General features: G+C 36.1%; 15 protein-coding genes and 3 pseudogenes. 11 read left to right on the forward strand and 7 right to left on the reverse strand.

All coding sequences use genetic code 11. From position 1 onward, the window contains the following. Positions 1-313 precede the first annotated feature (313 nt). The 4 genes and pseudogenes from L3081_RS15325 to L3081_RS27090 form a co-directional block, all read left to right on the forward strand. Complete coding sequence (locus L3081_RS15325; RefSeq protein WP_242286939.1) at positions 314-505, forward strand: hypothetical protein; 192 nt, start codon at positions 314-316, stop codon at positions 503-505. Next, positions 505-1,092, forward strand: a complete 588-nt coding sequence (locus L3081_RS15330) for a hypothetical protein (RefSeq protein ID WP_242286940.1) — start codon at positions 505-507, stop codon at positions 1,090-1,092. The genes L3081_RS15325 and L3081_RS15330 overlap by 1 nt, the downstream gene beginning before the upstream one ends. A 59-nt stretch (positions 1,093-1,151) precedes the next feature. Continuing rightward, positions 1,152-2,108, forward strand: a complete 957-nt coding sequence (locus L3081_RS15335; protein ID WP_242286941.1) for a methyl-accepting chemotaxis protein — start codon at positions 1,152-1,154, stop codon at positions 2,106-2,108. A gap of 310 nt (positions 2,109-2,418) precedes the next feature. Then, positions 2,419-2,541, forward strand: a pseudogene (locus tag L3081_RS27090) (IS256 family transposase); the annotation flags it as partial. A gap of 159 nt (positions 2,542-2,700) precedes the next feature. Here the strand turns inward: L3081_RS27090 and L3081_RS15340 are convergent. The 6 genes and pseudogenes from L3081_RS15340 to L3081_RS15365 form a co-directional block, all read right to left on the reverse strand. After that, positions 2,701-2,799: pseudogene (locus L3081_RS15340) on the reverse strand (phenazine biosynthesis protein PhzF); the annotation flags it as partial. A 124-nt stretch (positions 2,800-2,923) separates the two neighbouring features. Then, the gene (locus L3081_RS15345; RefSeq protein WP_242286942.1) at positions 2,924-3,097 is read right to left on the reverse strand and encodes a DUF6622 family protein; all 174 of its coding nucleotides are present in this window, start codon (positions 3,095-3,097) and stop codon (positions 2,924-2,926) included. Next, positions 3,094-3,414: a DUF6622 family protein gene (locus L3081_RS15350; RefSeq protein WP_242286943.1), complete on the reverse strand. Its 321-nt coding sequence runs from the start codon at positions 3,412-3,414 to the stop codon at positions 3,094-3,096. Before L3081_RS15350 ends, L3081_RS15345 begins: the two co-directional genes overlap by 4 nt. 159 nt (positions 3,415-3,573) lie before the next feature. Continuing rightward, positions 3,574-4,332, reverse strand: coding sequence for a Nif3-like dinuclear metal center hexameric protein (locus L3081_RS15355; RefSeq protein WP_242286944.1), 759 nt, complete (start codon positions 4,330-4,332; stop codon positions 3,574-3,576). A gap of 46 nt (positions 4,333-4,378) precedes the next feature. Beyond that, on the reverse strand, positions 4,379-4,651 hold the full coding sequence (locus L3081_RS15360) for a hypothetical protein (RefSeq protein WP_242286945.1): 273 nt from the start codon (positions 4,649-4,651) through the stop codon (positions 4,379-4,381). Further along, the gene (locus L3081_RS15365; protein ID WP_242286946.1) at positions 4,651-5,166 is read right to left on the reverse strand and encodes a class I SAM-dependent methyltransferase; all 516 of its coding nucleotides are present in this window, start codon (positions 5,164-5,166) and stop codon (positions 4,651-4,653) included. The genes L3081_RS15360 and L3081_RS15365 overlap by 1 nt, the downstream gene beginning before the upstream one ends. Positions 5,167-5,246: 80 nt before the next feature. On the opposite strand from L3081_RS15365, the gene gloB reads away from it, so the two are divergent. Both gloB and L3081_RS15375 read left to right on the forward strand, forming a co-directional pair. Next, complete coding sequence (gene gloB / locus L3081_RS15370; RefSeq protein WP_242286947.1) at positions 5,247-6,080, forward strand: hydroxyacylglutathione hydrolase; 834 nt, start codon at positions 5,247-5,249, stop codon at positions 6,078-6,080. Positions 6,081-6,172: 92 nt separating this feature from the next. Further along, on the forward strand, positions 6,173-7,819 hold the full coding sequence (locus tag L3081_RS15375; RefSeq protein WP_242286948.1) for a lytic transglycosylase: 1,647 nt from the start codon (positions 6,173-6,175) through the stop codon (positions 7,817-7,819). Between the two features lie 88 nt (positions 7,820-7,907). On the opposite strand, the gene L3081_RS15380 is transcribed toward L3081_RS15375, so the two are convergent. After that, positions 7,908-8,342 carry a hypothetical protein gene (locus L3081_RS15380; RefSeq protein ID WP_242286949.1) on the reverse strand — a complete coding sequence of 145 codons (435 nt, stop codon included), beginning with the start codon at positions 8,340-8,342 and terminating at the stop codon, positions 7,908-7,910. 224 nt (positions 8,343-8,566) lie between these two features. Between L3081_RS15380 and L3081_RS15385 the strand changes: the two genes are divergently transcribed. The 5 genes and pseudogenes from L3081_RS15385 (at position 8,567) to ccoP (ending at position 12,966) form a co-directional block, all read left to right on the forward strand. Next, on the forward strand, positions 8,567-9,289 hold the full coding sequence (locus tag L3081_RS15385) for a Crp/Fnr family transcriptional regulator (protein ID WP_242286950.1): 723 nt from the start codon (positions 8,567-8,569) through the stop codon (positions 9,287-9,289). A 404-nt stretch (positions 9,290-9,693) separates the two neighbouring features. Beyond that, the gene (gene ccoN / locus L3081_RS15390; RefSeq protein WP_242286951.1) at positions 9,694-11,118 is read left to right on the forward strand and encodes a cytochrome-c oxidase, cbb3-type subunit I; all 1,425 of its coding nucleotides are present in this window, start codon (positions 9,694-9,696) and stop codon (positions 11,116-11,118) included. An 11-nt stretch (positions 11,119-11,129) separates the two neighbouring features. Beyond that, the gene (gene ccoO, locus L3081_RS15395; RefSeq protein ID WP_242286952.1) at positions 11,130-11,774 is read left to right on the forward strand and encodes a cytochrome-c oxidase, cbb3-type subunit II; all 645 of its coding nucleotides are present in this window, start codon (positions 11,130-11,132) and stop codon (positions 11,772-11,774) included. A gap of 10 nt (positions 11,775-11,784) precedes the next feature. Next, positions 11,785-12,006, forward strand: coding sequence for a cbb3-type cytochrome oxidase subunit 3 (locus L3081_RS15400; RefSeq protein WP_242286953.1), 222 nt, complete (start codon positions 11,785-11,787; stop codon positions 12,004-12,006). After that, positions 11,999-12,966: pseudogene (gene ccoP, locus L3081_RS15405) on the forward strand (cytochrome-c oxidase, cbb3-type subunit III). The gene L3081_RS15400 and the pseudogene ccoP overlap by 8 nt, the downstream one beginning before the upstream one ends. The last annotated feature ends 60 nt before the right edge of the window (positions 12,967-13,026 follow it).

Here is a 13,026-nt window from a genome sequence, read left to right on the forward strand (position 1 = left end):
ATAAATGCCTTGTATTTGGCAATTATTTCTACGTAAGAAAAGATAATAAAAAAGTAATTAAAGAATACACATATCTGGCCGACTCTAGTTGAGCTTCTATTTTTAATTTCTTACTAATGTTGTTAGTTAAATAGCACAATAGAAATTATACAAAGTTCTATAAATCATTTGGTTATACATATAAAATAAGTATTTATGACTATACTTAATTAATGCACGCTAATTTTACTTGTTTAAGGCCACCTATAGATGTTAATAAAACACAAACTTATCACAAATACAGGGATCCTAGTATTATCGCTGATGTTTATCTTTGGGATTGTTTTCCTACTCAGTTAAATCATTAGAGAAAAGTTTAGAAACAGCTCATATTATAAGCACTGTTGAGGCTGATGTTTTACAGTTAAGGCGAGATGAAAAAGACTTTCTTGCTCGTAAAGAACTTAAATACAAAGATAGTTTTATGAAAAAGCAGGGTGAAGTAATTCCGGAATTAAAAAGTTAATGGAAGTATTTGCTGATAACCCCAAGCAATCAACTGACTTAATAGCGCTTTCAAAAGTGATTAAAGACTATAGTGATGCTTTTGATAACATTGTAGAAATGCAAAAAACTATCGGCCTTAATCCAAAAGATGCAATGTATGGCGAACTGAGATCAGCAGTGCATGCGGTAGAAGAATTATTAAAAGGAAATGATTACAAGTTATTAAGTAATATGTTGCAATTAAGACGAAATGAAAAAGATTTTATGTTGCGTTTAGATAACAAGTATTGGCAAAAATGGGAACAAAACTCTGCTTTGTTTATTGATGCAATCCATCTCAGTGATTTAACTGATGAGATTAAATCTCAAGTAATTTCAAATATTAAAGTCTACGGTTCCGCCTTTGGAAAATTGGTAGAGGCTCAACGGAAACAAGGGTTTAAGCCAGATCGAGGCTTTAAAGGTGAAATGCGTAGTACGGTTCATCAGGTTGATGAACTACTTGATCGTATTTTAATCTCTAGCCGTAAAACTGTAGAAGAATATATTAGTTCAGTTGAAACTGTAGCCTATTTAGCGTTTTTTATAGTCCGGCTATTGCAATAACATTTGCAATTTCTGTTAGTCGTAGTATTTTATCAGGTATTACAGGGCTTCAAAATAGAATGAATGAAGTTGCTAATACTAAAGATTTATCAATCGTTGCTGAATCCTCTTCAAATGATGAAATCGCTAATATGGCTGATGTATTTAACCGCATGATAGCCAGTTTTAGAAACTTAATTATTGAGGTGAATCATTCTGTTGATACAGTGAATGTAGCTACTCAAAATCTATCTGAGAATATTCACAAAGCTAATAAAGGCGTTGATTCACAAATTCAACAAACTGATTTGGTTGCAACAGCAGTAACCGAAATGGTCGCTACGGTTGATGAAATTGCTCAGAACACCCAAGCGGCTGCTGATAAAGCGGATATAACCAATCAAAATTCCCTTAAAGGTAAAGGGGGTGTCGATGCAACGGTTGGGAAAATTGCTGAATTATCAGCAAACTTACTAGATTCTGAAAATGTTGTTCACGAATTAGAAAAAGATTCAGATACTATTGGCACTGTGTTAGATGTTATCCGTGCCATTGCTGATCAAACTAACTTATTGGCGCTAAACGCTGCTATTGAAGCTGCACGAGCAGGTGAACAAGGACGAGGTTTTGCCGTTGTCGCTGATGAAGTACGTACACTAGCAAGTAGAACGCAAGAGTCTACCCGAGAAATAGAAACGATCATTAGCTCTTTACAATCACGGACTAAAGAGATTGTAGCACATATAGCTACTTGTCGGACTCAAGGACAAGATAGTGCAGACCAAGCCGCAACAGCCGGCTCAATGCTTGAAGAAATAACTCAAGATGTCTCAACAATCATGGACATGAATACAACAATTGCTACTGCGATTCAAGAACAAAGCACAGTTGCTTCTGAAGTGAATAAGTATGTTATTATGATACGAGATGTTGCGGAAGAAGCAGGCCAAGCAGCAAAACAAAACGCCCAGATGAGTAAGGAACTTTCACAACAAGCCGAAGTGCTTAATAAAGAAGTTAATCAATTTAAGGTGTAGCTTGTTGCACCCATTAACGCAACGGATTACGTTATGTAGTGATAGTATAACTGTGCATAAAAAGGTAATGTTACTTATTTAGTGCTGTGCTTTTAATTTTAGTTAATTTAAGCTTAACTAAAAAGAGCTATACAAATTAATATGTTAGTATCAAATGTCAATAATTGAAAAATGATGGCTAGCTAGATTAAAGCGTTCTCTTAAGTAAAACCTATGCGCGGGAAACCTTGCAATGCCTGAATCTAAATGTTATCGGTAGTGTTCAAAAATCTGTATCATTTCAGTAAACTGGTAAAAACAGAAATGACGCATGACAAATCAATTCAACTTCGAAGGTACAGTTAAAGCACTTCAATCAGGTAAAAAGCTTAATGGTAAAGATGGTGTACTTACATCACTTATCAAACAACTAACCGACTTAGTGCTCCAAGCCGGAGGGAGTTAAAAAACTCTGTGTCAGCTTAAATGTTTAAATATCGAGTACGCTATATAAACACCCTTCAAAATAAATGGCTACCTGAGATAAACACTAGCTCCAATTGTGGATGGACATTGTCCATTTCTCAGTGGCATTTAATATGCCAAAGATAAGTTCATCAGCAAGCCAGTCGTTTGTGATAATCACCGCTGCTGAATTTCCTTTAAATGCAACCTCTGTAAATGCGTCGATAATGTTAATTTCTAATTCCATCAGGGATTTAGCTCCATAGCGTTGTTTACTTTATTTCGACAATTAAAGGCAGAATATTGTCGGTTTAAGAGAGTCATGAGGGAGCAAAACGCTCGGTTCATTCCTTTTAATTTCATAATGATTTTTACGCAGATACTTTACTTGCTTTAAACATAATAAAACTACGTGATAAAAATACACCACTAAACATGCCATAAAGCGTACTTATTGAAACAATAAATATAACTTCTTTAATTAAAGGTAATTCTCTAGCAGCAGCAAAGCCTACAAAATATTTTGTAAAGAAAATCGCCATCATAAAAAAAGGGGAGCCCAACTACCTGGAACCGTTAACTTATTATCTGGCTTCGAAAAAAGCACTAACTTCGGATACGCTAACTTTACCCCTAAAATGAAGGTTATAATTAAACCAATTATCCACAGACCCATCGTTAAAGTAGTAACACCGAAAACTGAGTAGACACCAAAAAATGAAAATATAATCATCGCGATAGGTAAAATAAAAACGGTTCTAACTTTTATATTTCGTTCTTTCGTTTGAACATAGCCTAATACAAGTAAAGTAAAAAAAACAACAAAAACCCATGTGGGTGTATGACTAATTAATTGTGACAATGATTTGCTCCTTATAATAGATTTTTATAGCCTAAATTATCGTAATAAATCTCATATTGCTTGTAGAAAGAATGGCATAAAAAAACATATATTTAATTGAATGTAAAAAATACACGCTTTACTCCTAAGCCTAGTGTAGTGTTTTCCTTAATTCAGCGTTTACACTGGATTATCTATGTCGACAAAAACAACGTCAATCCCCTGCTCTTTTGCTATGAATTCGCCTAACGCTTTAACGCCATAGCGCTCAGTAGCATGGTGACCTGCTGCAAAAAAGTGAATGTTCATTTCATGAGCAATGTGTGTCGTTTTCTCAGACACTTCCCCTGAAATAAAAGCATCTATACCTTGCTCGGCGGCTAATTCAATATAGTCTTGACCACCACCTGTACACCAAGCAATGGTTTTAATCTTTTTATTCGACGGTGGAGTAATATGCAAACAAGCACGGTTAAGCTTCTCACTTATTATATTTGACAATGCTTCACCGGTAATAGAGCTAGCTAACTTACCTTGTATTGCCACACTGAGTTCATTACCTAATTCCAGTGGTCCTGTTATTTCTATGTTTAGCAATTTTGCTAACTGCGCGTTATTTCCTAAAGTCGGATGAATATCAAGGGGTAAGTGATACGCAAACAAGTTGATGTTATGATCAAGCAGAGACTTAATACGTTTATACTTCATACCACGTATAACATACGACTCATTTTTCCAAAAGTAACCATGGTGTACAAGTATCGCATCGGCTTTTTCATCAATAGCTCGGTTAATTAATGCTTGTGACGCGGTTACACCGGTTACTATTTTTTGTATTTCGTCTTTGCCTTGTATTTGTAACCCGTTAGGGGCGTAATCTTTAATACGTTCAGGAGATAACAAGGTATTCAAGTAGTGTTCTAAGCTATTTCTGTTCATTGTGTTTTATCTTTATTTAATAGTCTATTGATCAAACATAGTGGTTTTATGATACTGTTTTACTTCTATTTTTACGGTTGGAATGCACATTCATCGTAGGTACTTTTACCGGATTAAATCTCGCTCTAATTTGCCATGTTGGTTTGATTGGTGTAAGGGGCAGCACTCTTTTTTTAGCAATAATAACATACACAGATCCTAAGCTAGAAAAGTAATTACTAGCAAATTTACGCCAATACTTAGCCAGGCTATGTTCGCTCATTTTGCCAGTTAAAGTGCTATGTAAACAACGTTCATCTGTTAAAATTTCAAACCCCATTAAATGTAACCAGTCTTTAACTCGCATAGGTGAAAAAAAATGTTCATTCCACGGGCTTTGTCTTTTTCTATAAGGGATAGCGCGATTGAGACCACTAAAGATAAAGGATTAAAACCAGTAATAATAAGGTAACCATTAGGAATAAGTGCCCTATTGGCTTCGCGAATAACATGATGTGGGTCGAGGGAAAATTCTAATACATGGCTCAACAAACAAACATCCACACTGTGCTCAAGTAGGGGTAAATCATCTAAATCTCCCACAATGTCAGTTTTATATTGTTTTGGAGAACCAGAAACTAACGAATTAAAGCAACTAACCTGATGTTTAATCGGACTTGATTCACAAGATATTTCATGGCTCAACGCTCCAATTTTGAGTAAGTGATAGCCAAAAAATCGTTGCCACCAAGGTTGTAATATTTCCTCAATTGCCGACAAAATAATATTGCCATTAGGTAGTTCCTCCCATGATTGAGGATAATTGGGTTGTCTAAATGCTAAAGCCGGCTTCATATCACGAATATATTTCAATTGGTATTATTGATAATCTCAGTATAATTAAGTCTAGATCTTAAGCAAGGTGGAAATGGTAAATGAGTATGATTAACGCAGTTAATTCAACCAGTAATGCACAGTCATTAAACGTTAGGGCTTTAAATGCTTTTTCAGATAATTATATTTGGGCAATCGAAAATAACGGCCAAGTTGCCTTGGTAGACCCCGGCGATGCTGATGTGTGTATTCATTATTTAGACAAAGAGCAAAGACAACTTAATGCTATATTAATAACTCATCATCACGCAGATCATATTGGTGGCATTCAAAAATTAGTAGAATATTGTCATAAAAAACAGTGGCCTATTACCATATTTGGTCCCGCGCATGAAAACATCCCCTGTTGTGATATTAAGTTAGTTGAAAATGATCAGGTTAGTTTACCCGCGCTAGGGCTTACTTTTCAGGTTATCGATATTCCTGGCCACACGTTAGGCCATATAGCCTATTTTTCAAATGATGAGAATGAACCCTTGTTATTTTGTGGTGATACACTGTTTTCAGGCGGATGCGGTCGAATTTTCGAAGGAACTGCCAAGCAAATGCTCACGTCGTTAACTAAGTTAGCAAATTTACCAGAACAGACTACCGTTTATTGTGCTCATGAATACACACAGGCTAATTTGCATTTTGCCTTAACGGTAGAGCCAAACAATCAAGACTTAATCCATTACAGTGAGAAAGTACGTCAATTACGTGAGGATAAAAAAGCCACTATTCCCACGTCTATTAAAATTGAAAAAATCATCAACCCTTTTTTGAGAAGCCACGTGCATGCAATTCAAAGTAGTGCCATGGCCTTTGATAAAAACATACAAGCGAATAATCTTGACACGTTTAGCGCTATTAGACGCCGGAAAGACCAATTTTAACATGGTAACCTTAGGCTTCTTCGTATAATCCTCAGCGTACCAAAGAACGCATAATAAGATTATTTACCCTGACAAATTATCATTGGTTATTCATGAAATATTTTTTATTCCCCGCTTTTATTCTACTCACTGGCTGTCAAAGTACTCTAGTATCACAAAATAGCGAGACTAAAGCGCCTTACAACCAAACAGAATATTTAGCCTCTGTGGCAGATATTAATCACGCATTACTTATTGATGAAAACATCGATGTTATACATCCTGTTGATGATGTTTCCTTTTCATTAGCATCAAAAGATACGTCTCTGCAAAATAATAATGATGTTTGGCAGCGTATTAGAACAAAGTTAACATTTGATATACCCGAGAATAACCGTATTACCCTTCAACGTAATTGGTTCGTGAAACACCCTAATTACCTTGATAGAGTCGCTAAACGGGCTGAACCTTTCTTATATTATATTGTTGAACAATTAGAGAAAAACAAGGTACCAGTAGAGTTAGCTTTATTGCCCATCGTTGAAAGCGCTTTTGACCCCTTTGCCTACTCTCATGGTAGGGCATCTGGCATGTGGCAATTTGTTCCTGATACAGGTACGCGATTTGGTATGAAGCAAAATTGGTGGTATGACGGTCGCCGTGATGTTATTGCCTCCACAGAAGGTGCAATCAAGTATATGAAATATTTGCACAAGTTTTTTGATGGTGATTGGTTACTGGCTTTGGCCGCCTATAACTCTGGTGAAGGTCGAGTACAACGCGCCGTTAGAAAAAATAAAAAACTGGGAAGAAACACTGATTTTTGGGCATTAGATTTACCACGTGAAACAAGAGCCTATGTCCCGAAATTACTCGCCCTTGCAGATATTATAAAACGTCCAGAACACTTCAATTTATCTATTTATGAAATTGCCAATAAAGAAGTTATTAGCCAAGTAGATATTCATTCACAGCTCGATTTAGCCAAAGCAGCTAGTTTGGCTGACTTATCGTTAACAGAATTACAACGCTTAAACCCAGGTTTCAACCGTTGGTCAACAGACCCTGCAGGCCCTCATCGCTTAGTTTTACCTAAACATAAAGTAGCAAGCTTTGAGGCAAACTTAGCAAAATTAGACAAAAACGAGCGATTAGCTTGGCAACGATATAAAATTAAAAATGGTGATAATTTGGGTCATATTGCCAATAAATTTCATACCAGTATTGATTTAATTCGCCAAGTAAATAGCATCAAGGGTAACCAAATAAGGGCCGGAAAACATTTACTTATTCCTGTGGCTGCAAAATCGTTAGATAGCTATATTCTTTCACAAGATCAACGTATTGCTAAAAAACAAACCACGTCACACCAAGGCGTAAAAATAATGCATACCGTCGTTTCAGGTGATAACCTATGGGATATAGGGCAACGTTATAAAGTTAATTGGAAAACCATTGCAAAATGGAATGGTTTCGCTCCGCGAGACACATTAAAACTTGGTCAAAAATTAGTTATTTGGCAAAAGCCTTCTTCGTCAACAAAACATGCTGAAACTGCAAAAATAAACTCAGGGGTTGAACAAGCCATAATGCGTAATATCACTTATAAGGTTCGCAGTGGCGATTCATTTGCCCGCATTGCCAATAAGTTCAACGTGAGTATAGGTGACATAGAACGCCGGAATAGTTTGAGTAGAGCAAAATATTTACAGCCTGGTCAAAAATTAAAATTGTCCGTAGATATAACTAATAATATATAAGCGATATTATCAATTTACGAATCAGTAGTAACCTGTGGTGACATGGCACAGAAGCTTGTCACCACAGGTTACTAACTACTCGCCTGTTTTATAATCGCTCACTGTCAAATTCAATTAAAAAGTCTTGCTGTTGAACAATACCATCAACAAGTATTTCTACTTTAAACCAAAATAACCACGTCATTATTTCTTCAGAGCAACTAGCAAGTAAACTTTCTGCGACTCTAGTGTTACTTTCTTGGTTTTCACTAGGTTCAAAAAAAACAGGTATTTTCCCCATAAACATGCTTTTACCTTCAAGGTAACTCGATACACTTTTCAACATATACGTCTCATTAGTTGCATCAAACGTTAATTGTGCATGAAAGGGTAATTCGGTTTTAATATACGTTTGATTGGCGTCACCTGAAAATTGAATAGTAAACTTGCCATAAACGGTTTCTACATCACACTGACTTTGACTTTTTATACACACGAATGAATGCTTCGTTTCAGCCTTATTCATCTGCGTTGTTGGCGACATTGGTTCACATGCTAATACATTGAAAAGAATTATAATTACGACAATAGCTTTAATCATTTTAAATTTTATAAGTGCAAGTAATTGTTATTACTACCTGACTCCCTTAAACTATACGGGTGAATACACAATGTTAAACGTCAATAAATATAAATACAGGTAAACAATATCTGTTAACTTAACTTGTGTATATTGATGCTTTCTATGCTACCAAAGAAGTAATAACTGTGCCTAGTCTACCTAAGTCAAAAAATAGTCAAACCAATTATGTTCAATGTGACGACTGCTCCATGAATACAATATGTCAGCCTGTGACAACAGTAAATCAGTCGATAGATTTATCTGATAGTTATCTTCACAAAAGAATTGTTAAAAAAACACTTTTTCAGCAATTCGAACCACTAACTGATATTTATGCGGTTACTTCTGGTGCTTACAAATTAAGTCAAAAAACCGATGATGATGAAGAAAACATCATTGGCTTACGGTTTCCAGGAGAGCTTGTAGGAGAAGATGCACTATACCTTAAAGAATATAATTACACGGCCGTCGCTGTGGGCGAAAGCTCTGTTTGTAAAGTTTCTGTAGAACAAGTCAACTCTTGCGGAAAACTAATCCCTGAAATTAAACAAAATTTTATCGAATTACTCAGTCGACAAAGTTATGTTAGACAAAAAAACTTTCAAGCCTATATCGGTAAGAAATCCGCCGATAGTTTACTTGCTTCATTCTTAATAAATATAGTCGAAAGAAATGCAAGTTATACAGGTGAGATTGACTGTATAGATTTACCCATTAGCCGAAATGATATTGCTAACTTCTTAGGCTTACGAAGAGAAACCCTAAGTCGCGTTTTTTCTAAGTTTCAAAAAGAACAATTAATAAGAGTAGAAAACAAGAAAATTCATCTACTTGAACGAGAAAAACTCAATAAACTCGCCGTTAATTAAACACTAATCTTTCTAGTTAAGTAATTATATTTATATAATTTTTGCTTTTTTCCTCTGTTAATTACAATTTTAATCTACACTTATATTTCTGATCTTATACTCACATGTCCTTACACTTTTTATGGTTAAGTGAGTAAAGTTTGACATAGAACAAATTTAACTAGCCGATTCAGTTGATTTATATCATCGGCAAGAGGTAAAATTACCTTGCAAACAATGCATTTAGCTGCATTTTGTGACATATATCAACACTATTTTGACAGCTGAAAAAAAACCGTACAAAAATAGTATAAATATCGTTCGCTTTTTTGTTATTTACTCTTATAAATACGCTCAAATAAATATTTATAAAAGTAAATCAATAAAGCTATTCTCATTAATAATAACACTGCGGAATACAAAACATGACTCAAAGTAATACGTCAGCAGTAGACTACAACTTTAATGTTGTTCGTCAATTTACTGTAATGACTGTAATCTGGGGGATCGTAGGTACACTTGTAGGTGTACTTATCGCGGCACAATTAATTTGGCCGGCGTTAAACTTTGATACACCTTGGTTAACCTACTCCCGTCTTCGCCCACTTCATACCAATGCGGTAATATTCGCCTTTGGTACAAGTGCTCTATTTGCTACCTCTTATTACGTTGTGCAACGTACTTGTCAAACCCGGTTATTTGGTGGCAAATTAGCTGCTTTTACTTTTTGGGGTCGGCAAGCAGTTATTTTATCTGCGGCAATATCTTTGCCTTTGGGTTATACCTCAACCAAAGAATATGCAGAATTAGAGTGGCCAATCGATATTCTTATTACCATTGTATGGGTTTGTTATGCCATTGTATTTTTTGGTACACTCATTAAACGTAAAGTATCTCACATCTATGTTGCCAACTGGTTTTTCGGTGGCTTTATAGTTACCATTGCTGTGTTACATATTGGTAATTCAATGGTCGTTCCAGTGTCATTTATGAAATCATATTCCATTTATCCTGGCGCCATTGATGCGATGATGCAGTGGTGGTATGGACACAATGCCGTTGGTTTCTTACTAACTGCCGGTTTCTTAGGGATGATGTATTACTTTGTACCTAAACAAGCTGACCGTCCGGTTTATTCATACCGTTTGTCTATTGTTCATTTTTGGGCATTAATTTCTTTATATATTTGGGCCGGTCCTCACCATTTACATTACACAGCTTTACCTGACTGGGCTCAATCAGTTGGTATGGTGATGTCTGTTGTATTATTCCTTCCTTCATGGGGTGGGATGATTAACGGTATTATGACGCTTTCTGGCGCTTGGCATAAACTACGTACCGATCCTATTTTACGTTTCCTAATTGTTTCACTTTCTTTCTACGGTATGTCTACCTTTGAAGGACCGATGATGGCAATCAAATCAGTAAATGCTTTATCCCATTACACTGATTGGACGGTTGGTCATGTACATTCAGGTGCTTTAGGTTGGGTTGCTATGGTTTCAATCGGTGCTATGTATCACTTAATTCCAGTATTATTTAACCAAGGTCGTATGTTTAGCGTACGTTTAATTAACGTTCATTTCTGGATGCATACCACAGGTATAGTACTCTATATTGTCGCTATGTGGATTTCAGGTGTAATGCAAGGGTTGATGTGGCGTGCTGTAAATACTGACGGTACGCTAACGTATAGCTTTGTAGAAAGCTTAACTGCATCATACCCGTTCTATTTTATTCGCTTCTTAGGTGGCGTTCTCGTTGTATCAGGCTTTATTTTAATGGCTTACAACATGTTTAAAACTATTGGTGCTAAAGATGGAAGTCTTAAGCCTATTGAAGCAGTTTAAGGAGAACAACCATGCAAAATAAACATGAAAAAGTAGAAAAGAATGTCGGTTTGTTTTTCCTTTTTGCAGTATTAGCGATTAGTGTTGGTGGCTTAGTAGAGATCACACCATTATTTTTCCAAAAAGAAATGACAACCCCAGTTGATAATTTAAAACCTTATACGGCACTACAAATGGAAGGTCGCGATATTTATATTCGCGAAGGTTGTAGTAACTGTCATAGTCAAATGATTCGTCCGTTTAGAGCTGAAACTGAACGTTATGGTCATTACAGTGTTCTTGGTGAACATGTTTGGGAACACCCATTTTTATGGGGTTCTAAACGTACAGGTCCTGATTTAGCACGTGTAGGTGGACGTTATAGTGATGATTGGCATATTGCCCATTTAACTGATCCTCGTTCAGTTGTACCAGAATCAAACATGCCTGCATTCAAGTGGTTAAATACTAATACTCTTGATGGTGAATTAACAGGTAAAAAGCTTGAAACCTTTAACTGGTTAACACGTAATCGTAGTCATAAAGATGAAAATGGTAAAGCCATTCCACTTTATACTCAGGCAGAAATCGATGGTGCTAGCGAAGCAGTAAAAGGTAAAACTGAAATGGAAGCCTTGGTTGCTTATTTGCAATCACTTGGCCACGCATTGAAGTAAGCTGATTATTATGGATTACGGAACGCTTAGAGGGCTTTTTGCCCTCCTAATATTGGCTTTATTTATTATCATTGTAGTTTGGTCCTATTCAAAAAAACGTAAGTCTTCCTTTGATGAAGTTGCTAACTCTATTTTTGAAGAAGACAAAGTGTTAAAAGAACAAGCTACTAAAGAAAATAAAAATAACCATCTTGAAACAGATAGCAAACAGGAGACTAATAAAAATGTCTAGCTTCTGGAATATATGGGTTTGGGTTCTTTCCCTTGGCACATTGGTAGGTATGTATTTATTACTACGTTGGTGCTTAAAGAACTTTACAGGTGTAGAAGAAGGTGAATCATTAGGTCACTCTTTTGATGGAATTGAAGAATTAAACCACCCTTTACCTAAATGGTGGAGCACGTTTTTCTTATTAACTATTATTTGGGCTTTTGGCTATATTGCCATGTACGGTTTAGGCAACTGGACAGGTTTATTAGGCCGGAAAAGTTCAAACCAAGGCATTTTAAATTTAGCTGAATCAAAAGCAAAAACGGCAGAGTATTTAGCCGCTGATTCTGGTGTATTAGTTCAGTATGACCGTGAAGTTGCTCAAGCTGATGAAAAATACGGACCTATCTTTGACGCTTATGCTGCTCGTACTATCGAAGATTTATCAACGGATAGTGAAGCATTAAAAGTAGGCCAACGTTTATTTATTCAAAACTGTGCACAATGTCATGGCTCTGATGCTCATGGTACAACTGGGTTTCCTAACTTATCAGATAAAGATTGGTTATACGGCGGAACACCAGAAAAAATCAAAGAAACTATTTTGCATGGTCGTAAAGCGGTCGGCATGATGGCATGGGGGTGCTATTGGTGGTGAAGAAGGTGTTAAAGAAGTTGCTGCTTATGTTATTAGTTTAAGTGGTCGTTCTGTTAATGCTGATCTTGCCAAAGCAGGTAAAGCAAAATTTGGCCTTTGTCTTGGTTGTCATGGTCCTGAAGGTCAAGGTAGCTTGGCGCTTGGTTTACCTATGGGTGCACCAAACTTATCAGATAACACATGGTTATATGGTGGTTCACAACGTGCAATTGAAGAATCAATTCGTAACGGTCGTCCGAGTAATGCCTGCATGGAAAGATATTCTAGGTGAAGAAAAAGTACATGTAATAAGTGCATATATTTATTCTCTTTCTCTAGATTAAAAGTTCAGTGTAGTTAAAACCTTGTAACATTATTCAGTAAATAACTAAAAAAACCCTAGC

This window comes from Colwellia maritima, assembly GCF_022669015.1.
Classification (GTDB): Bacteria; Pseudomonadota; Gammaproteobacteria; order Enterobacterales; family Alteromonadaceae; genus Colwellia; species Colwellia maritima.